Origin of the sequence: Angustibacter sp. McL0619, from assembly GCF_049994355.1 — a bacterium.
Lineage (GTDB): Bacteria > Actinomycetota > Actinomycetes > Actinomycetales > Angustibacteraceae > Angustibacter.
The window spans coordinates 3,492,648-3,519,599 of sequence record NZ_CP188257.1; the positions used below are offsets into that span (position 1 = coordinate 3,492,648).

General features: G+C 70.7%; 18 protein-coding genes. 9 read left to right on the top strand and 9 right to left on the bottom strand.

Annotation, left to right across the window (positions count from 1 at the left end; translation table 11 throughout):
* Positions 1-16 precede the first annotated feature (16 nt).
* Positions 17-451 (bottom strand): SgcJ/EcaC family oxidoreductase, encoded by a 435-nt coding sequence (locus tag ACPPVT_RS16220; RefSeq protein ID WP_426562016.1) that lies wholly within the window; start codon positions 449-451, stop codon positions 17-19.
* Between the two features lie 91 nt (positions 452-542).
* Here ACPPVT_RS16220 and ACPPVT_RS16225 point away from each other — a divergent pair, with 91 nt between their 5' ends.
* A complete protein-coding gene (locus tag ACPPVT_RS16225) occupies positions 543-1,160 on the top strand; it encodes a TetR/AcrR family transcriptional regulator (protein WP_426562018.1) in 618 nt (205 codons plus the stop codon).
* Positions 1,161-1,175: 15 nt separating this feature from the next.
* On the opposite strand, the gene ACPPVT_RS16230 is transcribed toward ACPPVT_RS16225, so the two are convergent.
* Positions 1,176-1,805, bottom strand: a complete 630-nt coding sequence (locus ACPPVT_RS16230; protein ID WP_426562020.1) for a TetR/AcrR family transcriptional regulator — start codon at positions 1,803-1,805, stop codon at positions 1,176-1,178.
* A gap of 94 nt (positions 1,806-1,899) precedes the next feature.
* On the opposite strand from ACPPVT_RS16230, the gene ACPPVT_RS16235 reads away from it, so the two are divergent.
* On the top strand, positions 1,900-2,631 hold the full coding sequence (locus ACPPVT_RS16235) for a hypothetical protein (protein ID WP_426562022.1): 732 nt from the start codon (positions 1,900-1,902) through the stop codon (positions 2,629-2,631).
* Positions 2,632-2,708: 77 nt separating this feature from the next.
* On the opposite strand, the gene ACPPVT_RS16240 is transcribed toward ACPPVT_RS16235, so the two are convergent.
* Positions 2,709-4,886, bottom strand: coding sequence for a DEAD/DEAH box helicase (locus ACPPVT_RS16240; protein WP_426562024.1), 2,178 nt, complete (start codon positions 4,884-4,886; stop codon positions 2,709-2,711).
* Positions 4,887-5,146: 260 nt separating this feature from the next.
* Here ACPPVT_RS16240 and ACPPVT_RS16245 point away from each other — a divergent pair, with 260 nt between their 5' ends.
* The 4 genes from ACPPVT_RS16245 to ACPPVT_RS16260 are packed head-to-tail and all read left to right on the top strand — an operon-like array spanning position 5,147 to position 12,653.
* Positions 5,147-6,085, top strand: a complete 939-nt coding sequence (locus ACPPVT_RS16245) for an ABC transporter ATP-binding protein (protein WP_426562026.1) — start codon at positions 5,147-5,149, stop codon at positions 6,083-6,085.
* Positions 6,082-6,771, top strand: a complete 690-nt coding sequence (locus ACPPVT_RS16250) for an ABC transporter ATP-binding protein (protein WP_426562028.1) — start codon at positions 6,082-6,084, stop codon at positions 6,769-6,771. The genes ACPPVT_RS16245 and ACPPVT_RS16250 overlap by 4 nt, the downstream gene beginning before the upstream one ends.
* Before the next feature lie 12 nt (positions 6,772-6,783).
* On the top strand, positions 6,784-9,954 hold the full coding sequence (locus tag ACPPVT_RS16255) for an FtsX-like permease family protein (RefSeq protein WP_426562030.1): 3,171 nt from the start codon (positions 6,784-6,786) through the stop codon (positions 9,952-9,954).
* A complete protein-coding gene (locus ACPPVT_RS16260; protein WP_426562032.1) occupies positions 9,951-12,653 on the top strand; it encodes an FtsX-like permease family protein in 2,703 nt (900 codons plus the stop codon). The genes ACPPVT_RS16255 and ACPPVT_RS16260 overlap by 4 nt, the downstream gene beginning before the upstream one ends.
* 431 nt (positions 12,654-13,084) lie before the next feature.
* Here the strand turns inward: ACPPVT_RS16260 and ACPPVT_RS16265 are convergent, their stop codons facing one another.
* Positions 13,085-17,734 (bottom strand): phage tail protein, encoded by a 4,650-nt coding sequence (locus ACPPVT_RS16265; protein ID WP_426562034.1) that lies wholly within the window; start codon positions 17,732-17,734, stop codon positions 13,085-13,087.
* Between the two features lie 170 nt (positions 17,735-17,904).
* Positions 17,905-19,098, bottom strand: coding sequence for an MFS transporter (locus tag ACPPVT_RS16270; RefSeq protein ID WP_426562036.1), 1,194 nt, complete (start codon positions 19,096-19,098; stop codon positions 17,905-17,907).
* 58 nt (positions 19,099-19,156) lie between these two features.
* On the opposite strand from ACPPVT_RS16270, the gene ACPPVT_RS16275 reads away from it, so the two are divergent.
* On the top strand, positions 19,157-19,564 hold the full coding sequence (locus ACPPVT_RS16275) for a MerR family transcriptional regulator (protein WP_426562038.1): 408 nt from the start codon (positions 19,157-19,159) through the stop codon (positions 19,562-19,564).
* A 12-nt stretch (positions 19,565-19,576) separates the two neighbouring features.
* Here the strand turns inward: ACPPVT_RS16275 and ACPPVT_RS16280 are convergent, their stop codons facing one another.
* Positions 19,577-19,942 (bottom strand): VOC family protein, encoded by a 366-nt coding sequence (locus ACPPVT_RS16280; RefSeq protein ID WP_426562040.1) that lies wholly within the window; start codon positions 19,940-19,942, stop codon positions 19,577-19,579.
* 188 nt (positions 19,943-20,130) lie between these two features.
* Between ACPPVT_RS16280 and ACPPVT_RS16285 the strand changes: the two genes are divergently transcribed.
* A complete protein-coding gene (locus ACPPVT_RS16285) occupies positions 20,131-21,129 on the top strand; it encodes a zinc-dependent alcohol dehydrogenase family protein (RefSeq protein ID WP_426562042.1) in 999 nt (332 codons plus the stop codon).
* Positions 21,130-21,288: 159 nt separating this feature from the next.
* A complete protein-coding gene (locus tag ACPPVT_RS16290) occupies positions 21,289-22,761 on the top strand; it encodes a carboxylesterase/lipase family protein (protein ID WP_426562044.1) in 1,473 nt (490 codons plus the stop codon).
* Between the two features lie 28 nt (positions 22,762-22,789).
* Here the strand turns inward: ACPPVT_RS16290 and ppsA are convergent, their stop codons facing one another.
* Genes ppsA through ACPPVT_RS16305 form a run of 3 tightly spaced genes read right to left on the bottom strand, consistent with a single transcriptional unit; the run spans position 22,790 to position 26,858 of the window.
* Entirely contained in the window at positions 22,790-25,153 is a 2,364-nt protein-coding gene (ppsA, locus tag ACPPVT_RS16295; RefSeq protein ID WP_426562046.1) for a phosphoenolpyruvate synthase, read from the bottom strand.
* Positions 25,150-25,986 (bottom strand): pyruvate, water dikinase regulatory protein, encoded by an 837-nt coding sequence (locus ACPPVT_RS16300; protein ID WP_426562048.1) that lies wholly within the window; start codon positions 25,984-25,986, stop codon positions 25,150-25,152. Before ACPPVT_RS16300 ends, ppsA begins: the two co-directional genes overlap by 4 nt.
* The gene (locus ACPPVT_RS16305; protein WP_426562050.1) at positions 25,986-26,858 is read right to left on the bottom strand and encodes an alpha/beta fold hydrolase; all 873 of its coding nucleotides are present in this window, start codon (positions 26,856-26,858) and stop codon (positions 25,986-25,988) included. The genes ACPPVT_RS16300 and ACPPVT_RS16305 overlap by 1 nt, the downstream gene beginning before the upstream one ends.
* Between the last annotated feature and the right edge of the window lie 94 nt (positions 26,859-26,952).

Sequence of the window (26,952 nt, forward strand, 5' to 3'; positions counted from 1 at the left end):
CCCCAGTCGCAACCTCTCAGGCGGTCATCAAGGTGTTGTGCGTCGAGGCGATCTGCCAGTCGCCCGCACCGTCGGGCCGGCGCACGAAGACGCTGGTCGACATTGCGTGGTGCCGGCCGGCCAGCGGACCCGACGGGGCGTCCAGCGTGCTCATCGCGATCGACAGCACGACCCCGGGCGCGGTCTCGGTGGCACTCACCAGCTCCATCCGGTTGACGCTGCCGGCGTAGATGCTGGCGAAGATGGCGCCATGTCCCGCGCCGATCGCACGGCTTCCGACGATGTGCTCGCCGCGGATGGTGACGAAGGACGCGTCTGCTGCGTACTCGGCGCCGAACGCCGCGCCGTCGCCGTCGTTCCACGCGGCTTCGAGGCGCGCAAGCACCTCGAGCGCCACGCGCCTCGCGTCGGTCGGCAGCTCTGTCGTGGTCGTGGTCATGGTCGTGGTCATGGTCGGAACCTTTCGTTGAGGTGTTACTCGATTCATTCGAGTGTTCCTCAGTGAATATAGAACATCTCACCGAACCTGTACAGTGGTTGCCGTGAGCCAATCCCGCCCGTACCGGTCCGAGCTGCGCGAGCAGCAGGCCGAGCGCACCCGCGAGCTGATCGCGACGTCGGCCCGCGAACGCTTCCTGGACAAGGGGTGGGCAGGCACGAGCGTCCGGTCGGTGGCCGAAGGGGCTGGCGTCTCCGAAGCCACGGTCTACAGCGTCTACGGCAGCAAGGCGGGTCTGGCCATCTCGTTGATCGACGCCGCCGAGCAGCGGGCGAACGTCCAGCAGGCGATCGCCGAGCTGAAGGAGCAAGCCGGCAGCCCGCTCGAACAGCTGCGCACCTTCGTCGACTTCGACCGGCGGCTCTTCGAGCAGGGCGGCGACGTGATCAGGATCCTGGGCGAGGGACGACGTCAGCATCCGGAGCTCGGTGTGGCGTACGACGAAGGCCGGCGACGCGGCACCAGCCAGCGCACCGACGTCTTCTCCTCCTGGCCCGCTACCGCTTGGGCACCCGGGATGGACGCCGCCCGGGCCGTCGCGGTCTACGCGGCGCTGGTGTCACTCGAGAGCTTCGACACCGCCACTCGCGAGTACGGGTGGAGCCCGGGCGAGGTCGGGGACTGGTGGGCGTCCACCCTGGCGCAGCAGTTCCTGAAGTAGGCGATCCCGCCCGGCTCACCGACGCTTCGAGGTCCCCGGGCCGAGCAGCAGCACGCTGCTCGTGGCGGCGATCCACGACTCGATCCGCTCCAGCGACCAGCCGTAGCTGTCCTGCAGCAGCATGGCGAAGCGGAAGTCCGAGACGGCCGCAAGGCTCTGCGCGGCAGTCGACACGTCGACGGAATCGTCCAGGGCGTCCAGCTCCTGGAGCAGCCCGATCACTGTCGCGGCTCCTTCGACGTGCCGGCGATGTCCCTCGGCGAGGACGACGGCGAGCTCCGGCTCAGCCGCCGCGCCGGTGACCAGCGCGTGCACGATGTCGCCGCAGTTCTCCAGGATCGAGCGGGTGATCCTGGCCGAGACCGCGACGACCTGCGCCGGGTCGCTCGCCTGGGCGGCCCCGCGCACGATGCCCGCGATGTCGGCCTCGGCGTCGACCAGGTCGTTCAGTCGCGCCACCAGCGCCTGCTTGGTGCCGATGCTGTCGTAGACCGTCTGCGCCGAGACGCCGGCCGCCTCAGCGATGTCCCGCACGCTCGTGCGTGTGTACCCGCGCTCGGCGAAGAGCCGCCGCGCGGCGTTCAGGATCTCGTCACGGGTCAGCTGGGCCTGGCGTTCCCGCAGGCTCGGTGGCTTGTCCGGCATGGGCCTCTTTCTATCACTTGACATTCTGTGTGTTGGTCTTATAGTCGTTCCAGTTACTTGATCATACATCAACCGACTGGAATGGAGTTCCATCATGACCGTCACCACCAGCATCGCCAGTGAGTCCGACCTGACGTCGACCGTCACCCAGCGGGCCGCCGGCGACATCAGCACCCGGCTCGCGGGGATCGGCGCCCTGACGTTCGCGGGCGTCGTCTTCGCGCAGAACGTCATCCGCGGGGCCACCGCGCCCGGCAACGGTGCGAGCAGCGCCGAGCTCATCGCCCACTACGGCAATGACGGGGCGATCCCGTACGTGCTGGCCGCCACGTACGTGCTGAGCGGCGTGGGAATGGCCCTGTTCCTGGGCGGTGGGCTGCGCCTGCTGCTGGCCGGCGGCAGGCGGGCGTGGGCCGTCACCGGGTTCGTCGGCGCCGTGTCGATCATGGCGCTGTTCGCCGTGGTCGTCGGGGCCGAACAGGCACTCGGCGTGGTCGCGCACCAGACCCAGCCGGACGTCGGCGCAGTCCAAGCCGTGTCGGCCCTGCACAACAGCGTCTTCACGGTGCTGGACTTCTCCATCGCCGTCGCACTGCTCGGCCTCGCCCGAGCCGGCGTCGCAGCCGGGATCACGCCCCGGGTGTTCCGTCGGCTGGCCCCGGTCGGCGCGGCCCTGCTCCTGGTCGGGACGCTCGCCGGCCCGTCGATCGCCGAGGGCGACGCCATGTCGCTGTTCGGCCTGACCGGCATCGGCTTCCTGATCTGGCTGTCGTTTCTGGTCGCCACCGGCGCTCGGCTCGTCCGCTCCGGGACCACCGCTGGCTGACCCGGTGAGAGTCGCAGCTGGGGCACCCGAACTCGTCGTGGTGCCCCTTCTGCGACCTCTCGCCGGGTATGGGCGGGTTAGGCGGCCTCGGACAACGCGTCGGTCAGCAGGGCCACCAACGCCTCGAGCTGGACGTCGGCCGCCGACCCCTCGTCGTCCGACCCGTCGAGGGCCCGGGCAGCGAGGCCGGCCTTGCTCTCGATCAGCTCGGCGATCCGCGCGTCGATGGTCTGGGCCGCGATGATCCGCCACGCGGTGACCGGCTCGGTCTGCCCTATGCGGTGGCTGCGGTCGATGGCCTGGGTCTGCTCCGCGTCGGTCCAGGACAGCTCGGCGAGCACGATGTTGGAGGCGACCTGCAGGTTCAGGCCCACCCCGGCCGCGGTCAACGAGCAGACCGCGATCGCGACGTCGGGGTCGTTGACGAACGCGTCGATCTGCTTCTGCCGCGCCGTCGACGTCTGGTCGCCACGGATCGAGGAGTACCGGATGCCGCGCTCGGCGAAGGTCTCCTCGGCGACGTTCATCACGTCGACGTGCTTGGCGAAGAACACGACCTTGCCGGCGCTGCGAGCCAGCTGCGCGGCATAGTCCGCGGCGGGACCGGCCTTCGCCCGACCGATCCGGCGCATCATGCTGAACACGTTCTCGCCGGACTTCGCCGCGGTCGCCTCCTTCCGCTCCCAGGTGGCGACCTGACGCACCAGCTCGTGATCGATGCCCTGGTCGAGGTCCTGGTGGTCGATGCCCTCGTGGTCGATGCCCTGGACCGCCGGGCGTTCGGCGCGGGCCGCGAGCGCGCTCTCGTACCGCGAGACCATCCGCCGGGCCAGGTCGCGCTCCGCCTTGCGGATCGAGCGGCTGGCCTTGTCGTCGAGCTCGACCGGCAAGTCGGCGATCCGGCGGGCCGGTATGTCGGCGGCGACATCGACCTTGCGGCGCCGGACGATGCCGAGGTCGACCACGCACTGGCGGGCCGCGGCGTAGAAGCCCGGATCGGCAGGGTTCAGCCCGGTCTCCTCCAGCGACGTCATCAGCTGGGCCCGCGGCTTCTTGTCGTCGATCCAGCCGAGGAACTGCCAGATGGCCCGGAAGTCCTCGATGTCGTTGATCAGCGGGGTGCCGGTCAGTGCCATCAGCAGCGGTCGAGGGTTGCGCAGCCGGATGCGCTCGGACAGCTCGAGCACGTGCTGCGAACGCTGGGACGACTTGTTCTTGATGAAGTGCGCCTCGTCGACGACCATGCCGTGGAAGCCGAGGTCGCCTAGCCACCCGACGTGCCGGTCGAGCACCTCGTAGTTCACCACGACGATGTCGGCGAAGCCGTCGATGGTGTCGCCGTTGCCGTGGATCACGGTGGCCGCTCGGTTCGGCGTCCAGAGCGCTGCCTCGCGCGCCCAGTTGGTCTTGACGACGTTGGGCACGACCACCAGCAGCGGGTACGCGTTCGCGGCCTGCGCCGCGAGCAGCGCCTGCGCCGTCTTGCCCAGACCGGGCTCGTCCGCGAGCAGGAACGTGCGGTGGCCGGCCGCGGCCGCCGCGACCAGCTCCGCCTGGTGCTTCATCAGCTCGTGCCCACCGGGCGCCCAGCGGGAGGACGGCGCGGGCAGGGCCATACCGGTCGACGCTCCGCCGCCGGCCCGCTCGAACGAGCTGAACAGCGGGCCGAGCAGCTCCCAGTCGGCCAGGTGGCCGGCCGGCACCTTCGGCCGAGGGGCCGAGAAGTCCGGCGCCAGGAAGGGGTTGGCGAGCTGTCGCGAGACCACCGACTGCGGGACCACCTGCCGCTCGGGCCGGACGCTGGTCGTGGCCACCGGCGGTGGCGGTGGCGCAAGCTCCTCGGGCACCGACTCCACGCCGGCCTCCCGGAGCATGTCCTGGCGAAGCGAGCGAGCCGCTGCCGAGACGGTGGCTTCCTCGCCGAGCAGGGCGAGCAGCGAGGTGTCTCGCGCCGCGGTCTTGGCGAGGATGAGCGCGATTCCGTCGAGCCGTTTGAGCTGCGCGGCCCGGTTGCTCTCGGTGCTGGTCGCGTCAGCCCGGATCCGGGACCGCTCCTCACGCACCAGCAGCGCCACGACCTGGAACTTCGTGCGCACCGACTGGGCCACCCGACCGCGCTGGACGGCGGCCTCGACCTCGCGCACTGTGCGGGCGAGCACCGGGATGATGCCGTCGTTGTCACGGGCGCGGGAGTGTGACTGCTGCCGCGCGGGGGCACGGCGAGCACTCGGCTGGCGTTGGCCACCTCGAGCCAAGGACTCCTCCTTCGGACGGCGCGCTCACCACGACGGACCGGGGCACCCGGCCGCGGGCAAGCGGTCGACGCGTCGGCGTCTGATCGGCCCGCGCGGTGGGAACCCGCCGCGGGGAACCTGCGGCCACGTCGATGGGCCGGTCACTGAGCAGCACGGTGAGAGCCGTCACCGTGCCCGTGCCGCACGAGCTGTGGGCACAACGTCAATCGTAGCGGGCCGCCGCGGGTTACGATCCCGCGGACGACGTCGCTCGAGAAAGGGTGTGCCGCGTGCCCGGTCCCGAGCTGTCGTTGCCCGCGGCTGCGCAGCGTCCGGCCGAGTACGGCCACGACGCGCTCGTGGTCTGCGACAACCTCGTGCGCATCTACCAGACCGAGGCGGTCGAGGTGCAGGCGCTGCAGGGTCTGGACCTGCTCGTGCACACCGGTGAGATGGTGGCGATCGTCGGCGCCTCCGGCTCGGGCAAGTCGACGCTCCTGCAGGTGCTGGCCGGCGTCGACGCGCCGACCGCGGGGCGGGCCCGGGTCGCCGGCCACGACCTGCTGGCCATGTCCCGGGCCGACCGGGTCCGCTACCGCCGGCACGTCGTCGGGTTCGTGCGCCAGCAGACGTCGCGCAACCTGGTGCCGTACCTCACGGCGTCCCAGGTCGTCGACCTGCCGATGACGCTGGCCGGCGTCCCGCGCAAGGAGCGGCGAGAGCGCGCCGGCCGCCTGCTGGAGGCCGTCGGAGTCGCGCACTGTGCTGACCGCCGTCCGAACCAGATGTCCGGCGGCGAGCAGCAGCGGGTCGCCATCTGTGTCGCGCTCGCCAACGACCCGCGCGTCCTGCTGGCCGACGAACCGACCGGCGAGCTGGACAGCGAGACGGCTCGGGAGGTGTTCACCGCGCTGCGCACGGCGAACCGCGACCTCGGCGCCACCGTGGTGGTGGTCACCCACGACACCGCGGTCAGCGGCCAGGTCGAGCGCACCGTCGCGATCCGGGACGGGCGGACCAGCAGCGAGGTGGTGCGTCGGCTGAACCCGGACGTCGACGGCGAGCACCACGCCGAGGAGTACGCCGTGATGGACCGGGCCGGCCGCGTGCAGGTGCCACGCGAGTACCGCGAGGCCCTGGACCTGACCCGCCGGGTACGGCTCAGCCTCGAGGCAGACCACGTGTCGGTCCGCAAGGACGGCGGCGAGAGCAGCCGATGACGACGGCGTCCGAGGAGGCGATGGTCTCCGTTCGCGGGCTGACCCGCACCTTCGGCACCGGCCCGGGCACCGTGCACGCCCTGCGCGAGGTCTCGTTCGACGTCGCACCCGGCGAGATGGTGGCCATCGTCGGCCGCTCGGGCTCGGGCAAGACCACGCTGCTCAACATGGTGGGCGGCCTGGACCGCCCGGACGCCGGCACCGTGCACGTTGACGGCACCGACGTCACGGCCCTGGACGACGAGGGTCTGAGCCGGCTGCGCCGGGACTCGGTGTCCTACGTGTTCCAGACGTTCGGGCTGGTGCCGGTGCTCACCGCGGCGGAGAACGTCGGGGTGCCGCTGCGGCTGCGCCGGACGCCGGTGGCCGACCGCGAGCGCCGGGTCGAGCTGCTGCTCGACCTGGTCGGCCTGCGCGAGCACGCCGACCAGCGGCCCGGCGAGCTGTCCGGGGGGCAGCAGCAGCGGGTGGCGATCGCGCGGGCACTGGCGGGATCGCCGCGGCTGCTGGTGGCGGACGAGCCGACCGGCCAGCTGGACGCCGAGACTGGCCTGTCCGTGATGGCGCTGCTGCGCGCGCTGGTCGAGTCTGAAGGCGTCACCGCGGTGGTGGCGACCCACGACCCGGTCATGATGTCGCTCGCCGACCGGGTGCTGCGGATCGCGGACGGACGCGTGCAGAGCTGAGATGGCAGCTCGGTGCTGAGGCTGGTCGCGCGACGGGCCGTCGTCCAGTGGCGTCTGCTCGCCGGGGTCGTCGCCCTCGTCACGGTCGGGGCGACGGTGCTCGGGGTGTGTGCGCTGCTGCTGAGCCGGACGCAGGACCGGGCGTTCGCCAAGGGGGTGCAGCAGGCGGAGCCAGCTGCGCTGGACGTGACGGCCTTCCTGGTCACCGTGCCGAGCAAGGACGCCCGCTCGGCCGGCGAGGCCAGCCGGGCGGTGATCAGCTCGGCGTTGGCTCCAATAGCGTCAACGACCACGACCAACGCGGTCTCGGCGTTGCGCCAGCTCGGCGGCCCTGACCGGCGCGCGTACCTCGGCAGCGGCGACGACCTGGCCGACCGGGCGGTGCTGACCGCGGGCCACTGGCCGCAGCCCGGTCCGTCGACCGCGGCGCCGCAGGCCGTCGTCCCGGAGGCCCCGGCACGCCTGCTGCACCTGGGGCTCGGCCAGCGGGTCAGGCTCGGCCGCGAGACCGGGATCACCGGCGTCGAACGTCCGGTGACCGTCGTCGTGGTGGGCACCTTCCGGCCTCGGTCGAGGCACGGTTGGGAGCGGGACCCGTTGTCCGGCAAGGGTTTCGCGGCCGCGTACAACGACGGCCGGGCCAGCACACCGACGTACGGGCCGTTCATGCTGGACGACGACGCGCTGCTGGCCAGTGGGTCGACCCTGGACGCACTGCAGGTCACCGGACGCCCCTCCCGGACCGGCGTCACCGAAGAATCGCTGGGTGCCGTGGCGACCTCGGTCGATGCCGCCGACGCCAGGCTGTCCGCGAAGCTGGAGGGCCGGGCCCGGATCAGCCGGGTCGCCTCGGACCTGCCAAGCACCGTCGACCTCATCCGCGCGCAGCAGACGGCGACCCGGTCCACCGTCCTGGTCGTCGTCCTGCTCGGCACGACGCTCGCCGTCGCCGCGCTGCTGCTCGCCGGGCGGCTGCTGACCGTACTGCGCTCCGACGAGCGCGCCCTGCTGGTCACCTTCGGGTCGGACCGGCGTCAGCTCCTCGCCGGTGCCACGACCGAGGCGGCGCTGCTCGCCGCGGTGGCGGCGTTGCTCGCGGTCCCGGCGTCCGCGCTCGCGCACGCTGCGTTGACCCGACTCCCGGCCCTCGCCGCGGCCGGGCTGACCCAGCCACCCGCCGTCACTGCGGGGCTGGTGCTGACCGTGACGCTCAGCGCACTTCTGCTGGCCTGCGCGCTGGTGCTTCCGTCGCTGCGCGCGGAGTCGACTCAGGTGGCGCCGCCGGGCCGCGGACGGCTCGCCCTGGCCGGCCGATCCGGGCTGGACGTCCTGCTACTCGGGCTGGCCGCGGTCGGCTGGTGGCAGGTGCGGTCCCAACCGTCGGGCAGTGCGAGCAGCGGCGATCTGGTGCGCATCGTGGCGCCGGTGCTCTGCGTGCTCGCCGCAGCTGTCGTCGCGGTCCGGTGCGTGCCACCGTTGCTGGACCTGGCCAGCCGACCGGCCCGCAGGGCCCGGGCACTGGTGCTGCCACTGGCGGTCTTCGAGGCCGCCCGCCGTCCGCACGCCGTCACCGCCTCGGTGCTGCTCGCGGTGGCGGCCGCGGCCAGCACGTTCGGGCTCTCGCTGCACGCGACGTGGGAGCGCTCGCAGGTGGATCAGGCCGCGCTGCAGGTGGGCACCGACCTGGCGGTCGCGCTCACCGCACCACCGACCAGCAGCGACGCGGCGGCAGTGGCCGCAGCGGCGGGTGGCGGCGTGGTGTCTGCGGTCACCGCTCGACCGGTCGCGCTCGGCCAGTTCGTCGGCGAGCGGCAGGCCGCTCCGGAGCTGGTGGCGGTCGACGCGCAACAGGCCGGCGCGCTGCTGCGCGGCCGGCTGGACGGACGGCGCACCTGGGCCCAGGTGGGCGCGGCGCTCGCCGCCAACGACGAGGTGGTCGGCCTCCCGCTGCCCGATGGGGCGCCCGGTCTGACCCTCAGCGGCAGCGCCCCGGCCGGGGCGCAGGTCACGGCGGCGCCGACCTTGGTCGTGCAGGACCGGTCCGGCCTGCGCAGCACGCTGTCCGGCGACCCCGTGCCGCTCGACGGGCGGCCGCACCGGCTGCGGTGGCGGACCGCGGTCGGGCCGGGGCAGCGGCTCGTGGCGATGGAGCTGGGGTTGTCTGCCGGCCAGCAGGCCGCCGCGGTCGACGATGCCGGTGACATCTCGGTCTCGGTGCGGGTCCCCGGCGCGGGCTCGGCGGCGTCCCGGTGGACGGCGCGCAGCCTGGGAGACCTGCCGACGGCGGCGACCTCGACCGCGGTCGCGGTGGACGAGGACGGTGGTGACGCGGTGGTCCGGGCGTCGACCCGGCTGTCTGTCGCCGAGCTCACCTACGCGCAGACCGACCTGCTGGCCACTGCGTTCGAGCCACCGACCACGCTGCCGGTCGCGGTGTCCCAGCAGCTCGCGGACTCGGTGGGCACCAAGGTCGGCGGCGGGTTCACCGCGAGCGTCGGCACCATCGACGTCCCGGTCAAGGTCGTCGCGATCGTGCCGTCCGTGCCGTCCGCGCCCGGTCAGGTCGCCCTGCTGGCCGACGCGGACACGTTGTCCCGCACGCTGATCGGGGCCGGTGAGCTGGAGCCCGTCGTCGACGCGTGGTGGGTCGGGCATCCGTCGCCCAACGCCGCGCGAGCCGTCGCCGCGCTGGATCTGGGCGACGTCACGACGCGCCGCGAGGTGGCGGCGCAGCTGGCTCGCGGGCCGTTGCGGGTCAGCGTGACCGCCGCGCTGGTGACCCTCGTGGTCGCCGCCGGGCTGCTGCTGCTGGCTGGCACGGCCCTGCTGCTGACCGCCGACCTGGAGTCCCGGGCCGTCGAGCTCGCCCGCTTGCGAGCGCTCGGCCTGACCAGACGCGAGGTGCTGCGGCTGCTGGTCACCCAGCACGGTGCCGTGCTCACGCTGCTGGTCGTGATCGGCGCGCTCGTGGGCGCCGGCGCGTCGCTGGCTCTCGGACCGAGTCTGGTGCGCTCCGACCTCGGCGGCGCACCGGCCCAGCCCGTGCTGGCCCGGTGGCCCTGGCCCACCGAGGCGTCACTGGTGCTCGGCCTCGTGCTGGGCTGCCTGGCGGTGACCGCGCTGGTCGCGGGTGTCCAGGTCCGCCGGTCCGACACCGCGCACCTGCGAGTGGGTGACGCATGAACCCGTTGCGGCTGCACCGCCCCAGCGTTGCCGGCCGTGCCCGGGCCGACGTCCTCCTGCTGCTGTTCGTCGCGGGCGTGGTGGCCCTCACCGGTCTGCTCTCGGCCGCCGTCCCGCCCGCGGCCGAGCACACTTCCGACCGGGCGGTCGCGGACACCGTCCGACAGTCCGGCTCGGACGGCGACCTGGTCGCCACGATCCCGTTCGAGGACGACACCCGGTCGCCGACGCGGGTGCGCGATCCCGGGTCGGTGGCGCAGGTGCGGCAAGCCGCAGCGCTGGCCAGGCTGCAGCTGCCGCGTGGTCTGGACGCCGTGGTCCGGCCGGGAGTAGCGAGCGTCAGCAGCACTGAGCTGCACGTGCTTCGCGAGGCGCCCGGGCAGTTCCTGCGGCTGGCCTACGTGGTCGGGCCGCGCGGTGCGCCGGCGGTCACTTGGACGTCGGGTGGCCCGCCGCGCGCGAGCGGGTCGGCCGGGAGCTCCTCGGTGTCGATCTCGACCGACGGGACCTGGCCGGTGCAGGTCGCTCTGTCGCAGGCCGCGGCCGACACCCTCGGACTGCGGCCCGGGGACCGGTTCGACGCCGAGGACGAGCAGTTCCGTCGGGTCTCCGTGGTGATCAGTGGCATCTACACCGCGACCGACCCACGTGACGCCGCGTGGCAGGCCGCGCCGCAGCTGCTGCACCCCGTTCGCGGGCGGTCGTCGAAGCTGCCCCGCTCCTCGGCGGCGGCGCTGGTGCTTGACGAATCGCTGCCGGACCTGCGGCTCGCCGTCCCGTTCGACGACCTGGTCCGCCGGGTCGTGTTCACGCCGCAGCCCGAGCAGCTGCGTTTTCGCGACACCGAGTCGTTGGTGCAGTCCGTGGTAGGACTCAAGGCGTCGGCTGTGGGCAACGCCGACGGCAGCACCGGGGAGTACTGGGACAGCCTGCTCGACCGGGTGCTGCTGGACGCCCACTCGCAAGTGACGGCGGCTCGGGCCCAGGCGACGGTGCTGCTGGTCGGACTGCTCACCTGCGCCGGGCTCGTCCTGGTCCTGGCCGCTCAACTGCTGGTGCGGCGGCGGACCGGTGCGCTGGTCCTCGAGCGCGAACGCGGTGCGGCCCTGCTCGGCATCGGCACCGAGCTCTTCGTCGAGGCCGGCGCGGTCGCGGTCGCCGGAACGGCGGTCGGGGTGGCAGCTGCGCAGGTGCTCGTGGGCGGGGTGTCCGTGACCTGGACGGTGCCCGTGCTGGTCGTCGCGGCGTTCGCCGGACCGGTCCTGGGCGTGCTGCTCGCCGCTCGAGCCACCCGACGTCGGGTGCCGGCCAACCGGTCCGCCCGGCGCACCGCGGCGCGCGCCCAGCAGGTGCGGCGGATCCTCGTGGAGACTGCCGTCGCGCTGGTGGCGGCGGCGTCTTTCGTCGCGCTGCAGCAGCGTGGTGTGCTGTCCGGTGGGGGCCAGGGGTCGGGCGCGGACCTGCTGTCGGCCAGCGCGCCGATCTGGTTGACCATCCTGGGCGCCGTCGTGGTGCTGCGCCTCGTGCCACTGGCGGTGAGCTTCGCGCTCGCCCGTTCTCGACGCTCGTCGCGCGGTGTCCCGCTGTTCGCGGCGGCCGGTGCGGCCCGGACGGCGACCCGTGCGCTGCCCTTCCTCATCGTGGTGGCGACCACCGCGCAGCTCACGCTCTGCCTGGCCCTGGCTGCCACCGAACAGCACGGGCAAGCGGCTGGAGCGTGGCTGCAGGTCGGCGCCGACGCCCGGCTGCAGACCGACCCGGACGGTGCCGTCCAGCAGGTCGCCGAGGCGGTGGCCGCGGCGCCGGGCGTACGTGGGGCGGTGGCGGCCAGGGTCGCCGACGGCGTCCCCGCGGCCTCCGCGCAGACGTCGGCGGTGGTGCGCCTGGTCGTCGTCGACTCGGCCGCGTTCGAGCGGCTGCTCGCGGCGAGCCCGCTGCCCGACGCGCCACAGCTCGCCCGGTTGCGCGCCCGCGGGCCGGGTACGTTGGCGCTGCTGCGCGGAGGCGATCCCGCGCTGCGCGAAGGGCTGCGGATCGGTTGGGACGACACGCGTCTGCCGCTGAACGTGGTGGGCACCGCGCCTGCCGTCGGCACCGGACAGGACCCGGTCGTCGTGGTCGACGCCGAGGCGTTCGCGGCCACCGGCGCGGTCGCGGATCCGGGGACGGTGTGGGCGGTCGGGCCGGGTGCGGCGAGCGCCATCGAGGCGGCTGCCGCGCGCGGCGGCACGGTGGTCCTGCGCGACGACGTGCTGCAGGCCCGACGGGACGCGCCGCTGGCCTCGGGGCTGCATCGCCTGGCGGTTGCCTGCGGCGCGCTGCTGCTGCTGTTCGCGATCCTCTCGATCGTGCTCGCGGCGTGGGTCGACGCACCGGTGCGTGGCGAGTCGTTGGGACGGCTGCGCTCCTTGGGGTTGCGTGCGGACGAGATGCGGCGGGTGCTCGGCGGCGAGCTCGTGCCACCGGTGCTGCTGGGCGCGGTCACGGGGTTGGCGCTCGGTATCGGGTGCGCTGCAACGATGTTCGCGCCGTTGGCGCTCGAGCGAATCACGGGGCAGACCCTGGCGCCGGTAGTCATGGTGCCTTGGTGGACGGCGGCAGTTGTGGCCGCGCTGCTGGTGGCCGTGCTCGCGGTGACCCAGGTCGAGTCGATCACGTTGCGCCGCAAGCAACTTGCGCAGCTCCTGCGCGAGAGCTGACTCACTGACCGCGGATCTCGGCAGCTACACGTCACCGGCGACGCGTACCTGCCGCGATCCTGAGGCGATCGCGCAGAAACCGACGCGACGGGGGCCGTGGCGGGCGGCTCGCCACGGCACCGGCGCCATGCTGGCGCCCCCGGCCGCGTCTCGGCGCATCGTGGCAACTTCGCATCACCGGCGACGCGAAGTTGCCACGATCCCCGAGGGTACGTACGGACGCGGAGCGTTGGTTCAGCCGTTCAGTCCGGCTGCACCCCGGATGCCGGCGTTCTCGCATCACGCTTTGGTGCGCGTGCGCTGCCGGACATGCCTGTAACGACGATCCCGGCCCGGCCGACCATGCGCATTCAGGTCCGGATGCGGCGCCGTCACGTGCCGTCCAGGGGCGGTGTTCTCCCCTTCCTCGACATCGTGTCCCGGCACCTGCCTCATACGGGAAAGGCCGTCTGGACAACGAAATGTCGATTCTTCACATCCGTGACGCGCAGAATTGCCTGAACCTCCTTGAGCACCCCCGTCACTTCCTCGACGCGTCGAACTGGCGCGTTCAATGGGTTCTGGTCATAGCCCTGCCAGGCCTGCGGATTGGCGTTGGGGGTGTTCTGACGGCGCTCCATAACCCGGTAGGCCTCGCCGATGCGACGTCGACAGTTCCATGTGATCGAAAGGTTCTCGCCGATAGCAACCCCTGGCGCATTGAACGCCTTCTGAATCCTGGAGCCGTTGCCCGCGATGGCCTCGTCCAAACTCTCGCGCATCACCTTCTCGGACAGGAAACGGCTGGCTTGACCCACCAAGCGATCACCTAGCCCTTCCGGCACGGCTCGCACAGGCCCCCCAGGAGCTGCGGACGCAACCGGAACGCCGCCGACGCGCTGCCGGAGGCCCTCCCGGGTGATTTGGACGTGTCGAGTGAGGAGGTGGACATCTGCGGCGGGACCTGGCGTCCCTTGATTCGTGGTGGTCGGAATTTCCGTTCCCTCCCAAGCCGGGTAACCACCAGGGGCAAGGCTGAACTCCCCGGAGCCGTCCTTGTCCTTTGTGTTGCGCCGTGGATTGAGCTCTACATAGACACGGAAGGTGCCCTTCGCCCCCTCGACGATCTTGATAGTGGTCAGCCGATACTTGTCCTTGATCGGCCCCAGTGCGGTCGCCACGGTTTCGCGGCTGGAACCCGACTTGTCCATGACCGCCTCTACCTCGGCAACCGCGCCGTCGACAGCAGCCCATTTCTGTTGCAGAGTACGATCGTCTTCGTTGCGTCTGGCACCGTTGCTGAGAAGTTGTCCGAGCAGCGCCTTTAGGTTCACCAACTGTGCGCCGGCGGTCGCCTCGATCTGCGCACGCGTGACCTTGGAGCCGGCAGCCGACGCGGCCGAGACGCTTGCCTTGACCCGGTCGTCTTTCAGGTCGTCCAGGGAGCCGAACAGCTCCGATGGGTTGGGGAGAATCTCGCCGGGTGCCCAGCGACCCCGCTTCTTCAGTTCCAGCGCAACCTCTGGCCGGGATAGGAACGCGTCCCTCTTCGCCTTCATTGCACTGATCATCGCCAAGTCTGAGGAGGTCTTGATTCGAGCCGCCTTGAACTTCCAGGTGACAGTCATCATGTTGGCGTACATCGCGTTGATAGCTGCCGACGCGCGCTCCAAGCCCAACCAAGCTGCGAAGAGCGCGCCGGGAACAATGTGCTCATGCTCGAACTCGCCCTTGCCGCCACGGGCCTGGAGATTGTATGGCCGGATCGAGCCCTCCTTCAGCTCCGCTTCCGGCACGAGCATCCCCTTGCGACGGCCCCACTTCGCTGCGTAGTCACGCAGCGCTGCAAGGAAGCGACCGAAGTGCGCCTTGGCCACGGCGATCGCGTTAGCGTCCTTGGTCTTACCCGCAGACTTGACCTTCTGCTCGGCATCCATAGCCGCAGCCAACATTTCCCACGCCTCACGCAATCGATCTGGATTCTTGGACTGGGCGGCGCGGTCGACCTCGTCCTTCATGTTGTCAACCGCGTCTCGCTCTGCTGACTGCATGAGCAAGCGCGGATTGCCACCCTCCGTCGCAATGACGGTGTGGCTTTCGCCTGCCCAGGGGACACGACGTCGCAACCCTTCCCACTTGCCCTTGACCCACTGCTTGCCCGCCTCGGCCTTGCCCTTCACCCAGGCCTTGCCGGTAGCGACCTTCGACTTCACCTTCCCGGCGATGCCCTTGACACCCCGGATGACCGGACCGGCCAGCTTGAGCCCGGTCTTGATCACGAAGTCGAGAGCCTTGGCGACCGGCTTCTGCAGCTTCTGGACGATCTCGCGGATCTTCGCCCCGATCCCGCCCAGCCCGATCACGCTCGCCAGGAAGCCGATGATGATCGGCACCATCTGGCCGAGGACGTCCTCGATCTTGGCCGCGACGCCACTGATGTTGCCACGCACGATGTCCGCGACCGAGTCGAGGATCGTATTGACGAACTTGGCGATCCGGCTGGCGTTGTCGACGAAGAACATCACCACGTCGTAGATCAGCTTGCAGGCCTTGATGAACGCGGCGGCCGGGTTGAGCAGGCTGATCAGCCAGGTGATGCCAGCGGTGATGATCTTCGTCAGCACGAAGTCCTTGACCTGCTCGAGGATCATCTCCTTGATGTCGCCGAGCTTCTCCAGCAACATCTCCCACAGCGCGCCGACGCCTCCAGCCGCCAGCTTCTGGAAGATGTCGACACCCTTCTCGACCGCCGCCATCGCCTTCTCGCCGATCTGCTTGACGATGCGGTCGCGAATGAAGCGCCAGGTCAGGCCGAACAGCGAAGCCAGCAGCTTGATGACGCCCTTGAGGTCGAACGTGTCCGGCAGCTCGACGCCGCCCTCGGCCAGCGCGCCGAATAGCCACGACAGCAGCCCCTTGCGCAGGTGGCCGAGGAAGTTGTCCTTGAACCGGTTGATGCCGCTCTTGATTCCGTCGATCAGGTTGCCCAGGAACCGAACCGGGTGCTTGATGATGTCGCCGACGACGCCGGCCACCCGGGCGAGCACGTTCTTGAGCATCGCGACGAGCTCGCGGATCGTGTTGACGATCGCCTTGATCGCGCCGATCACCTTGTCGACCAGGCCCCGGTTCTCGGCCTGCAGCTCTTCGATCCGCTCGTCGAGCCCCTTGCGTGCGGCGACGTACTTCGTGGCGAGGGTGTCGACGACCGACTCCTGCTTCGAGTCGACCTCACTCTCCAGCTGCTCGAACCGCTCGCCGATCTCCTGCGAGGCCTCGGACCCGACCTTCTTCAAGTCGTTCGGCAGGCTCTTCACGTAGGTCGAGATCTCGAGCTTGCCGGACGCGATCCGCTTCTTCGCAGCCGTCAGGTCGCCCCCGACGATGTCGGCGACACGGGCGATGGTGACGTTCATCTTCTCGAGGTACAGCTCACGCCCGGCCACGTAGAACTCGTTAACCTTGTCCGGCATCCCACGGATCTTGTCCCTGAGCCAGCGGAACTTGCCGGTCCAGCCGCCGTACCGGTCCTCCTTGTACGCCGACATCTTGGCCGACACGTAGTTCTCGAACGTCGCACGGGCGGACTTCTCGCCGTCCTCGAACTCCTTCTCTACCTTGGGATCGATCCCGTCCAGGATCTCCTTCACAGCAGTCTCGGTGGCGTTGAAGATCGACTGGATCTTCGCCGTGACCTCGGCGCGCTTCTGCTCGTCCTTCGACTTGGTCTTTCCCTTGTCCGCGACCAACTTTGCCAAGGCAGCGCCCTTGGCGCCCTGCATACCTTCGACGCCCTCCTTGGTCTCCGTCGCGGCGTCGGTCCTGCCCTGCTCGATGACCTGCTGCTCCTGCTTGCGGTACTCCCCCGGAGCGGTGTCTGCGTGCTCGGCCGCTTTTTTCTTGTCGACGAGCGCCTGCTCGAACTGCGGCTCACCCGAGTCCGCGAGCTGCTCCTCCGAGACCTCGCCGTCGGCCAGCTCCTGGTTGGCCTGGTGCTTTCCAGCCTCGAGGTTCAGCTGCTCGGGCGGGGCCGGCTTGGGCACCGCACCGGCGGCCGGGATCGGCACCGCCGAACCCGGCGGCTCCGGTCCCATCGGCGTCACCGGCTTCGGCACGGCCGTCGACTGGTCCGGTGGCGCCTCGGTGGCCGCCTCGATGTCCTTGGCCTGCCCCTCCTTGCCTTGCGTGACCAGACCCTTGACCTCGCCTTTGACCTCGCGCGCCTTGCCCGACTCCTTGTAGTCGTCCGCCTCTTTCAGGGTCTTCGGCGACTTCGCCTCGATGGCTGCCTTGACCGAGGCGATGAACGCCTTCTTGTCGAAGCTGCCCGGTTGCTGCGCGTCCATCGTGTCGGCCTTGGCCGCCTTGGCCTGACCGGTGAGGTCGTCCGTCGGTGCGAGAGCCGCATCCTGCGCCTCCTTGGCCTTCGAGGCCGCAGGTGGGTGCGCGCGCTTCGCCTTGGCGAACGTCTTCACGTTCTTCGTGACGCTGGTGAAGGCTGGGTCGCTCGCGGGTTCCACGCCTGGTGGCTCGACCGGCGGCTGCAGGAGCTCTTCGCCGGACAGGGCGGCGGGCTCGGCCGCAGCTGCGACCGCAGTCATCTCAGGTGCCGGGGCGGCACTGCCGGGACCGCCCCCGACCGGCTTCGCGCCCTTGGCGGCTGCCTTTCCCAGTGGGCTGGCGGCCGGTACCGGCTTGGGAGGTGGCACCGGCTTCTTGGCCCCGACCGCCTCAGGTCCGAAGCCGGTGGTGGTGACCGCGAGGGCGGACGCCGGGGGCCGGATCCCCTCGAGATCGACGGGGATCCCCAACTCCTTCGCCGCCTTGAGCCCCTTCTCGAGCGGGTCGACCGCCGGCTCGTCCTTGCGCAGCTCTCGTAGCCCCTCGTCGATGTCCGCCCTCGCCTCCTCCCCGGGAAACCTGAGGCGGGCGGCCATGAGGGCGTTCACGGCGGAGTTGCCGGCACTGCGCTGCATCGCCAGAAGAGCGCGCGCGCCGACCGCGGGGGCGGAAGGTCCGCCTCCTGCTTGTCGGTTCCCCTTCGCGAGCGCGCCACCCACGATCGCTCGCGCACCATCAACCGTCCGGCGTGCGCCGCCCATGGTTCGAGGGTCGCGGCTGCGGGTTCGCGGCACCCCGGACGGTCAGGCCGGCCTCGGGGCACGACCGGCTGCCCGAACGGGCAACCCGCCAGCCGGCGACCCGATACCGAGCAGAGCCGGCGGTCAAGGCCGAGATCGCCGAGCCGACGCTGAGCTGCGGTGCGGACTGCTCAGCGCCGCACGACGACGAGCCCGGCTGCGGCCGCCAGGACGACGGCGGCCGCAGGCAGCGGGATCGCGCCGACACCGCTCGCGGCGGCCAGCACCGACGCCAGCGCCGCTCCGACCGCGATTCCGCCGTTGAACAGGACCGGGATCAGGGCGCCAGCGGTGGCGCGGTGCTCGGTCCCGGCGCGGCGCATGATCTCGGTCTGGGCCAACGCCGGCAGAGCGCCGGATGCGACTCCCCAGGCGAGCACGGCCAGCAGTCCGACGATCGCGTGCCCGTCGGCCGCTCGCACTGTGACCAGGGTGGCCGCGGTCGCGGCGACCGAGATGACCAGGGCAGTGCGGGTCTGCTCGTGCACCCGGCCGGCGACGGCGATGCCGACCACCGAGGCGACACCGAAACCCAGGAGCAGCGTGCTGGTCCCACCGGGAAGTGCGTCGACCGGGGCCAGCAGCGTGATGAAGGTGAAGGCGCCGTAGTGGCCGACGAGCATGAGCGCCACCAGTCCGGTCAGGGCGAGCAACGGTGCGATCGACCGATGATGCGCGTTGTCGGTCCGCGCCGCAGCGGTACGGGTGGTCCGACGTCCCGGGGCCACCACCGCGCGGACCAGGACGGCGACGACCACGGCGAACCCGCCGAGGACGGCGAAGGAGGTGCGCCAGCCCGCGAGGTCGGCGACCAGACGCGCGACGGGCGTGCCCAGCACCATGCCGAGGGTGGCGCCGCCGAGCACCACCGAGATCGCCGCGCCCAGCAGACGCTCGGGGACCAGGTCGGCCAGGTGTGCGTTGACCGTCGCCCACAGCAGCCCGACCGCGCCCGCGCCCAGCAGCCGGGCCGCGACTGCGGTGTCGTAGCTGGGCGCCAGGGCCGTCAGTCCTGCCGAGGCAGCCAGCACGAGCATGGCCGTGACGACGACGCCACGGCGGTCGAACCGGCGGGTCAGCGCCACCAGCGGGAAGCTCGCGACGACGACCACGGCTGCCCAGAGCGAGACGAGCTGCGCGGCCTGGGAGTCCGCCACGCCGAGGCCCTGGCTCATCGGCACGAGCACCGCGGTCGGCAGCATCTCTGCGCTCACCATGGTGAAGGTCGCGACGCCCAGCACGAGCAAGCTGGGCCAGGGCAGGCGCTCTGTGGAACTGCTGGTCACGGCTTCGGTGGGCGTGGCCCGGACGAATGTCGTACTCATACGATCGACGCTAAACTCTGACACTAATGTCAATGTCAAGCCTGCGAGGTAACGAGCGATGAAGATCGGCGAGCTGGCCCAGCGCAGCGAGGTCGCGCCCCGGCTGATCCGCTACTACGAGCAGCAGGGTCTGCTCGCGCCGCCGCGCTCGGACAACGGGTACCGCAGCTACAGCGAGGACCACGTGGAGCGGGTGTCCCGAGTGGCCAGCCTGGTGCAGGCCGGCCTGCCGACCCGGCTGGTCAAGGTGCTGCTGGACGCCGAGGAGGCCGCCGCGCGCAACGAGGAGACCTGCCCGGTCGCGGTGGCCGAGCAGCTGGCCGAGGAGCTGCACGGCCTGGAGTCGCGGATCGCCTGTCTGAGCAAGAGCCGGGACACCATCCGGGACTACCTGGCGCGCACCCAGCACGAGGTTCTGCTGCGCGAGGCTGCCAAACCAACTCAGCAGCGATCGGCCGAGGCCTGAGACCAGCCCGCCTCAGGCAGGCTGGAACAGTTCCACCACGTTGCCCGACGGGTCCTCGCAGAGAATCTGCTGGCCGCCCGGACCGGACACGATGTCGTTGCGGAACGGCACCCCGCGCTCACGCAGCCTCGCCACCACGCTGGCCAGGTCGTCGACCTGCAGGACGAACCTGTTCCAGCCGCCCGGCCCCGGCTTCCGGCCGTCGGGCATCGGCCTGGCCGCCGAGGCGGTCGGCCCGGCCACCCAGAGCGTGAGGTCGTCGCGTCGCAGGATCGCGATCGCCGGACCGTACTGCTGCTCGACGGTGAACCCGAGTCCGTCGACGTAGAACGTGACGGCCTCGTCGACGTTCGTGACGAGGTATCGAACCGATGCCATGTTGCCTCCCGACGTCCGGCGCCCGGACACCCGGTCACCACTTCACATGATCTCGGCAACAACGCGTCGCCGGTGACGCGTACCTGCCGAGATCGCAGCCTCATCGGCACGACCACCTGACGATCTCGGCGGGTCCGCGCGCGGACGACGGCCGTCCAGGACGAGCCGTCGGATGGGATGCTGACCCGGTGCACGCATGGGTGGTGGACCATTGCGCCCCGATCGACGACGGGCCGATTGTGCGGGTGGAGCGCGCCGAACCCACTCCTGGACAGGGCCAGATCCTGGTGGCCGTCCGCTGCTGCGGCGTCTGCCGGACCGACCTCCACCTCGCCGAAGGCGATCTGCCTCCCCGCCGCCCGGGCGTCGTACCAGGTCACGAGGTGGTCGGTGTCGTGCAGGCGCGCGGCCCTGGGGCCGTCCGCTTCGACCTCGGTCAACGGGTCGGTGTCCCGTGGCTCGCCCGGACCGACGGCAGCTGCCCGTACTGCCGCCGAGGCGACGAGAACCTCTGCGCGGCCTCGACGTTCACGGGTTGGGACGTGGACGGCGGGTATGCGGACTTCTGCCTGGCTGACGAGGCCTTCGCGTACGCCCTCGCCGACGACCTGGACGACGAGAGCGCCGCACCCCTGCTGTGCGCCGGGATCATCGGGTACCGGTCCTTGCGGGCCGCAGCCGTGCCAGCCGGTGGCACGCTCGGCATCTACGGCTTCGGTGGGAGCGCTCACCTGACCGCGCAGGTCGCCCTCCACCTCGGCCTGCGCGTGCACGTCCTGACCCGCGGCGAGCACAACCAACGACTGGCGACGGACCTCGGCGTCGACTCGGTGGGCGCGGCCGCCGACGCACCGCCTGAACCCCTCGACGGCGCGATCCTGTTCGCCCCTGCGGGCGAGCTGGTTCCGGTCGCGCTGCGAGCCCTGGGCCCGGGCGGCACGCTCGCCGTCGCCGGCATCTGGCTCTCGGACATACCGTCCATCGAGTACGAGGCCGAGCTCTTCCGCGAGAAGAGGCTGCGCAGCGTCACCGCCAACACGCGACAGGACGGCGAGGAGTTCCTCGCGCTGGCTTCGCGCTTCGGCGTCGCCGCGACGACCGTCGCCTATCCGATGGACCAGGCGCCGCGAGCCATGGCGGACCTGATGCACGGACGCTTCGGCGGCGCCGCCGTCCTGCACAACTGACCTGGTGGTTCGACGCCCACAGAGCCGCGCACGACCGCTGCACTGATCCGGCTGTGCCGCAGAGCCGCCGGTCGTGGCCGAACATTTCGTTGGCGTGCATCGCAACGAAGTCGCCATGATGTTCGGTGGCGACCGCATCCGGGGGAAGGGGACGCTGTGATGACAGAGGCCGAGCCGGTGGTCCGGGTGGCAGCCGGTGCCGTGCGCGGCAGGCTGGAGTCCGGGGTGGCGGTCTTCAAGGGCATCCCGTTCGCTGAGCTGCCCGTGCGGTTCGGAGCACCTGCGCCGGTCGAGGGCTGGGAGGGGACGCGGGACGCGCAGTCGTACGGCCCGCCGCCTCCCCAGTCGGCCATGTTCGGCACAGACGCGCTGGCCGCGGCCCCCGATGGATGGCTCACGGTCAACGTGTGGACGTCCGATCCGGCGGCGAACCTGCCGGTGATGGTGTGGATCCAGGGCGGGGGCTACATGCTCGGTATGTCCGGCCTGCCCGAGTACGACGGCGGCCGGTTGGCACGGGACGGCGTCGTCCTCGTCACGTTCAACTACCGGGTGGGCATCGAAGGCTTCGCCCTGATCGACGGAGCGCCCGCGAACCGCGGCCTGCTCGACCAGGTCGCGGCGCTGGAATGGTTGCGGGACAACGTCAGCGCGTTCGGCGGGGACCCCGACCAGGTGACCATCTTCGGCCAGTCCGCAGGAGGGGGGTCGGTGGCCGCGCTGCTGGCGATGCCCAGCGCTGCTGGCCTGTTTCGCCGCGCGGTCGTGCAGAGCATGCCGGGCGTGTTCCTCACGCCTGAGCTCGCCACTGACATCGCCGGTGTCTTTGCCGCCGAGCTCGGACTGCAACCTGCCGAGCTGGCCTCGGTCGCACCTGACGCACTGCCGGCGGTCGCTGACGCGGTCCTGGCGACGATCGGCCAGCGGGCCGACCGGTGGGGCCTGGCCGCGCACCGCAGGGTCCCGTTGGGTCCCGTCGTCGACGGCGCGACGCTCCCGACCGACCCCTGGGCGGCGCTGGCCGGCGGGGCTGCCCGAGACGTCGACCTGCTCGTCGGACACGTCCGTCACGAGCAGCGGCTGTTCGACCTGATCGAGGGCACACTCGGCCAGATCTCCGAGGAACAGGCGGCGGCCGCGCTGAGCCTGTTCGCACCGGGCCCGGACGGCGAGGCCCAGTACCGTGCAGCCGGTGGTGGCCCGAACGAGCTGTACGACCAGGTCCACTCCGACTGGCTCTTCCGGATGCCCTCGCTGCACCTCGCCGAGGCGCATACCGGCCGGGTCCACGTGTACGAGCTGACCTGGCCCGCACCGGGCCTGGGGGGCGCGCTGGGCGCCTGCCACGGCCTCGACGTGCCGCTCGTGTTCGGCAACCTGACCAGCGGCCAGACGGCGATGTTGCTCGGCGACGACCTGACCGAGGCGGAAGTCGTGTCAGCGCAACTGCGTGGCTCGTGGACGAGGTTCGCCAACGACGGCGACCCCGGCTGGCCGGCCTACGATCGCGAACAACGCCTGACCCGGGTCTTCGTCACCGAGCCGTCGGTGGTCGCGTACCCGGAGGAGACATCGCGCCAAATCTGGCAGGACCACGTCTTCTCGGCTCTGCCGTTGCTCAGCCGGGGGTGACCCACCGCGTCGGCGGACCTTCGCGGGCCTAGGCGCGCCGGCCGAGGCGGGTCCAGGTCTCGACGACGGTGTCGGGGTTGAGCGACATGGTGTCGATGCCCTGCTCGAGCAGCCACTCGGCCAGGTCGGGGTGGTCGCTTGGGCCCTGGCCGCAGATGCCGATGTACTTGCCGCGGGCCTTGCAGGCGGTGATGGCGCGGCTGAGCATCTCCTTGACCGCGGGGTCGCGCTCGTCGAAGCCGGCCGCGACCAGGGCTGAGTCGCGGTCCAGGCCGAGGGTCAGCTGGGTCATGTCGTTGGAGCCGATGGAGAACCCGTCGAAGTGGTCCAGGAACTGGTCGGCGATGACGGCGTTGGAGGGGACCTCGCACATCATGATGACCTGCAGGTCGTTCTCACCGCGGCGAAGCCCGTGGTCGGCGAGCAGCTCGATCACCCCGCGGGCCTCGGTCAAGGTCCGCACGAACGGGATCATCACCTTGACGTTGGTCAGGCCCATGTCGTCGCGGACGAACTTCAAGGCCTCGCACTCCATTGCGAAGCACTCACGGAAGTCCTGCGACAGATAGCGAGAGGCGCCGCGGTACCCGATCATCGGGTTCTCCTCGTGCGGCTCGTACAGGTCGCCGCCGATCAGGTTGGCGTACTCGTTGGACTTGAAGTCCGACATCCGCACGATCACCGGCTTGGGTGCGAACGCGGCCGCGATGGTGGCCACCCCCTCGGTCACCCGCTGCACGAAGTACTCCCGCGGTGAGGCGTACGGCGCCACGGCGGCTTCCACCTGCTCACGGACCGTGCCGGTCAGCTGTTCGAGGTCGAGCAGGGCCTTGGGGTGGATGCCGATCTGCCGGTTGATGATGAACTCCAACCGGGCCAGCCCAACGCCCTCGTTCGGCAGCCGGGAGAACGCGAACGCCTGGTCGGGGGTGCCGACGTTCATCATGATTCCCACCGGGATATCCGGCATCGCCTCCATGTCGGTCTCCTCGACCGCGAAGTCCAGCAGCCCTTCGTACACGAAGCCGGTGTCCCCCTCGGCGCACGAGACCGTGACCTCACGGCCGTCGGCCAGCTCGCTGGTGGCGTTGCCGGCGCCGACGACCGCAGGGATGCCGAGCTCGCGGGCGATGATCGCCGCGTGACAGGTGCGTCCACCCCGGTTCGTCACGATCGCACTGGCCCGCTTCATGATCGGTTCCCAGTCCGGGTCGGTCATGTCCGCCACCAGCACGTCGCCGCGCTGGAAGTCACGCATCTGATCGGCCGAGGCCAGCACCCGCACCGGCCCCGCGCCGATCTTCTGCCCGATCGCGCGGCCCTCGACCAGCAGCGGCCCGCGCTCGCTGATCCGGTACCGCGAGACCGTCGTAGCCGACTGGCGCGACTTGACCGTCTCAGGGCGGGCCTGCAGGACGTACAGCTCGCCGTCCAGGCCGTCCTTGCCCCACTCGATGTCCATCGGACGGCCGTAGTGCTCCTCGATGACCAGGGCGTGCCTGGCCAGCTCCTCGACCTCGGCATCGGTCAGGCTGAGCAGGCCCTGCTCGGCCGCGTCGACGTCGACGAACTCGGTCGTCCTCCCGACCGCCGCGTCAAAGGTGTAGACCATCTTGGTCGCCTTGCCGCCGACCGACCGCTTGAGGATGGCCGGGCGCCCGGCGCGCAGGCCGGGCTTGTAGACGTAGAACTCGTCAGGATTCACCGCACCCTGCACCACGGCCTCCCCCAGCCCGTACGAGGAGGTGATGAACACCGCGTCGTCGAAGCCGGACTCAGTGTCCATCGTGAACATCACCCCGGACGCGCCGACGTCCGAGCGGACCATGCGCTGGACGCCGGCGGACAGCGCGACCGTCTCATGCTCGAACTCGTGGTGCACCCGGTAGGCGATTGCCCGGTCGTTGTACAGCGAGGCGAAGACCTCCTTGACCGCGAGCAGCACCGCGTCGATGCCACGGATGTTCAGGAACGTCTCCTGCTGCCCGGCGAACGAGGCGTCCGGCAGGTCTTCCGCCGTCGCGCTGGACCGGACCGCGAACGACGCCTGCGGGTTGGCGGCGACCAGCTCGTCGTACGCCGTGCGGATCTCGGCCTCAAGGTCGCCCGGCAGCGGTTGGGCGACGATCGCCGTCCGCACCTGCTGACCCACCTCGGCCAGCCGGACGACGTCCTCGGTGTCCAGCCCAGCCATCGCCTCGATGATCGTCGCCGACAGTCCCTCCTGCGCGATGAACCGACGGTAGGCGTCCGCGGTCGTCGCGAAACCGTCCGGCACCCGGACGCCGGCCGAGGCCAGGTTCGCGACCATCTCCCCCAGCGACGCGTTCTTGCCACCCACCTGGTCCAGGTCCGCCATGCCCAGCGTCGAGAACCACAGCACGTTGCTCATGGATGGCTTCTTTCGCGAGGGGACCGGGAACCGAGAGTCTGCAGGATCAACGTGGACATCTCCTCCACCGACCTGGTCGTCGAGTTGATCACCGGGATGCCGTGGGCCCGGTACAGGGCGTCGGCACGGCGCAGCTCCTTGGTGCACTGCTCGAGGGACGCGTAGCTCGAGTTGGGCCGTCGCTGCTGGCGCACCTCACTCAGCCTCGCCGGCGTGGCGATCAGCCCGAAGCACCGCTCCCCCAGGTGCGCGATCGGTCGCGGCAGGTCTGTGGTGTGCAGGTCGTCCTCGATCAGCGGGTAGTTAGCCACGAACAGCCCGTGCTGCAGCGCGAGGTACATCGTGGTAGGCGTCTTGCCACAGCGCGACGGCGCCACCAGGATCACGTCCGCGCGGTCCAGGGCTCGCAGGCTCTGGCCGTCGTCGTGCTCGATCGCATACTCGATCGCCTGCATGCGCGAGTTGTAGCGCTGGACGTCGCCGACGCCGTGCAGCCGGGCCGCCACCCGGGCGCCCGAGGCGCCGAGGATCGACTCGACCCGCTTCATGTGCAGCTCGAAGAAGTCGATGATCGGGCATCGCGAGGTCAGCAGCACCTTGCGGATCTCGTCCGTGGCGGCCGTGGTGAAAGCCAGCGGCGTGACCGGGCCGTCCATCGCCTCGTCGAGGATCGCGACGACCTTGCGGGCCTCCTCCTCGGTGGAGATGAACGGGATCAGTCGGCGCTCGAACCGCAGGTCCGGGAACTGGATGAGCAGCGCGTTGCCCATCGTCTCGGCGCTGATTCCCGTGCTGTCGGAGAGGAAGAACACCGGGACAGGCTCGTCCTGCATCAGATCTCCTCCCCACCGAGCCCGGCACGTTCGACCAGCACATCAAGAGGTTCGCGAAGGCACCCGGGGGCGTCCATCCAGACGAAGTGTCCGGCGTCCGGGACGACCACGACCGACGCGGCCGCTCCGATGCGCTCGGCGGTGTCCGTCGATGCTGTGACGGGCATCGGGCTCGCCGCGCCATGCACGAAGACGGTCGGCACGTTGCAACCGGCCAGCCGGCGGGTCAGTCCGGGGAGCTCTTCGACAGCTGACTGCAGCGTCGGGCCGGCCGATGCAGCGTTGACCCGGAGATCAGGAAACTCCGGCGCACGATCGGGGGAAGGAAAGTATGCCGGCCAGAAGATTCGCAACGACTCCACCGCTTCCGCTTCGGTGGCAACGCCATCCATCAGTCGCCGGTCCAACATCGCGGCACGCTCGACCTGTTCCGGGGGTGTGCGGCGTGTCATCTCCGCGTCGAAAGCCGGAAATCCGCCATCACCGACACCGCCCAAGGAGTCGACCACCAGAGCGCCCACCACTCGCTCGGGATGCGTCGCGAGCAGGTGCATCAACAGGTTCCCGCCCCAGGAGTGGCCACCAATGATCGCGCGTTCCCAGCCGAGCTGATCGAGCACCGCGATCACGTCCGCGAGGTGGGTCGAAACGTCATACGGCTCAGCCAACGTTGAGGGTTCCAAGCCGCGTTGTTGGTACGTCGCCACCCGGTAGTCGTCGCGGAGCTCATCGGCCAAGGGTTCCAGGTAGTTGGACACCGGCCCCCCGTGCAAGAGCAGGAGCTCAGGTCCCTGGCCACCGACGCGACCGACGAGCTCTCCTCCCGCAACTTCGGTGCGGAACTCGCTCGCAAGAACCGTCTGCTCGGCCATCGGCCCAATGTAGCCACTGGGTGCTGCGGCCCTCTCGTTGTGCACCGACCTCGCAGACGTCGCCGACCTCAAACCCGGCCAACACCAAGCCGAC

What these genes read in the sequence shown, in the direction of transcription:
- ACPPVT_RS16260 (WP_426562032.1), top strand. Translation starts at nt 9,951, where the DNA reads ATGAACCCGTTGCGGCTGCACCGCCCCAGCGTTGCCGGCCGTGCCCGG.
- ACPPVT_RS16235 (WP_426562022.1), top strand. Translation starts at nt 1,900, where the DNA reads ATGACCGTCACCACCAGCATCGCCAGTGAGTCCGACCTGACGTCGACC.
- ACPPVT_RS16265 (WP_426562034.1), bottom strand. Translation starts at nt 17,734, where the DNA reads ATGGGCGGCGCACGCCGGACGGTTGATGGTGCGCGAGCGATCGTGGGT.
- ACPPVT_RS16270 (WP_426562036.1), bottom strand. Translation starts at nt 19,098, where the DNA reads ATGAGTACGACATTCGTCCGGGCCACGCCCACCGAAGCCGTGACCAGC.
- ACPPVT_RS16305 (WP_426562050.1), bottom strand. Translation starts at nt 26,858, where the DNA reads ATGGCCGAGCAGACGGTTCTTGCGAGCGAGTTCCGCACCGAAGTTGCG.
- ACPPVT_RS16290 (WP_426562044.1), top strand. Translation starts at nt 21,289, where the DNA reads ATGACAGAGGCCGAGCCGGTGGTCCGGGTGGCAGCCGGTGCCGTGCGC.
- ACPPVT_RS16300 (WP_426562048.1), bottom strand. Translation starts at nt 25,986, where the DNA reads ATGCAGGACGAGCCTGTCCCGGTGTTCTTCCTCTCCGACAGCACGGGA.
- ACPPVT_RS16230 (WP_426562020.1), bottom strand. Translation starts at nt 1,805, where the DNA reads ATGCCGGACAAGCCACCGAGCCTGCGGGAACGCCAGGCCCAGCTGACC.
- ppsA (WP_426562046.1), bottom strand. Translation starts at nt 25,153, where the DNA reads ATGAGCAACGTGCTGTGGTTCTCGACGCTGGGCATGGCGGACCTGGAC.
- ACPPVT_RS16250 (WP_426562028.1), top strand. Translation starts at nt 6,082, where the DNA reads ATGACGACGGCGTCCGAGGAGGCGATGGTCTCCGTTCGCGGGCTGACC.
- ACPPVT_RS16275 (WP_426562038.1), top strand. Translation starts at nt 19,157, where the DNA reads ATGAAGATCGGCGAGCTGGCCCAGCGCAGCGAGGTCGCGCCCCGGCTG.
- ACPPVT_RS16220 (WP_426562016.1), bottom strand. Translation starts at nt 451, where the DNA reads ATGACCACGACCATGACCACGACCACGACAGAGCTGCCGACCGACGCG.
- ACPPVT_RS16280 (WP_426562040.1), bottom strand. Translation starts at nt 19,942, where the DNA reads ATGGCATCGGTTCGATACCTCGTCACGAACGTCGACGAGGCCGTCACG.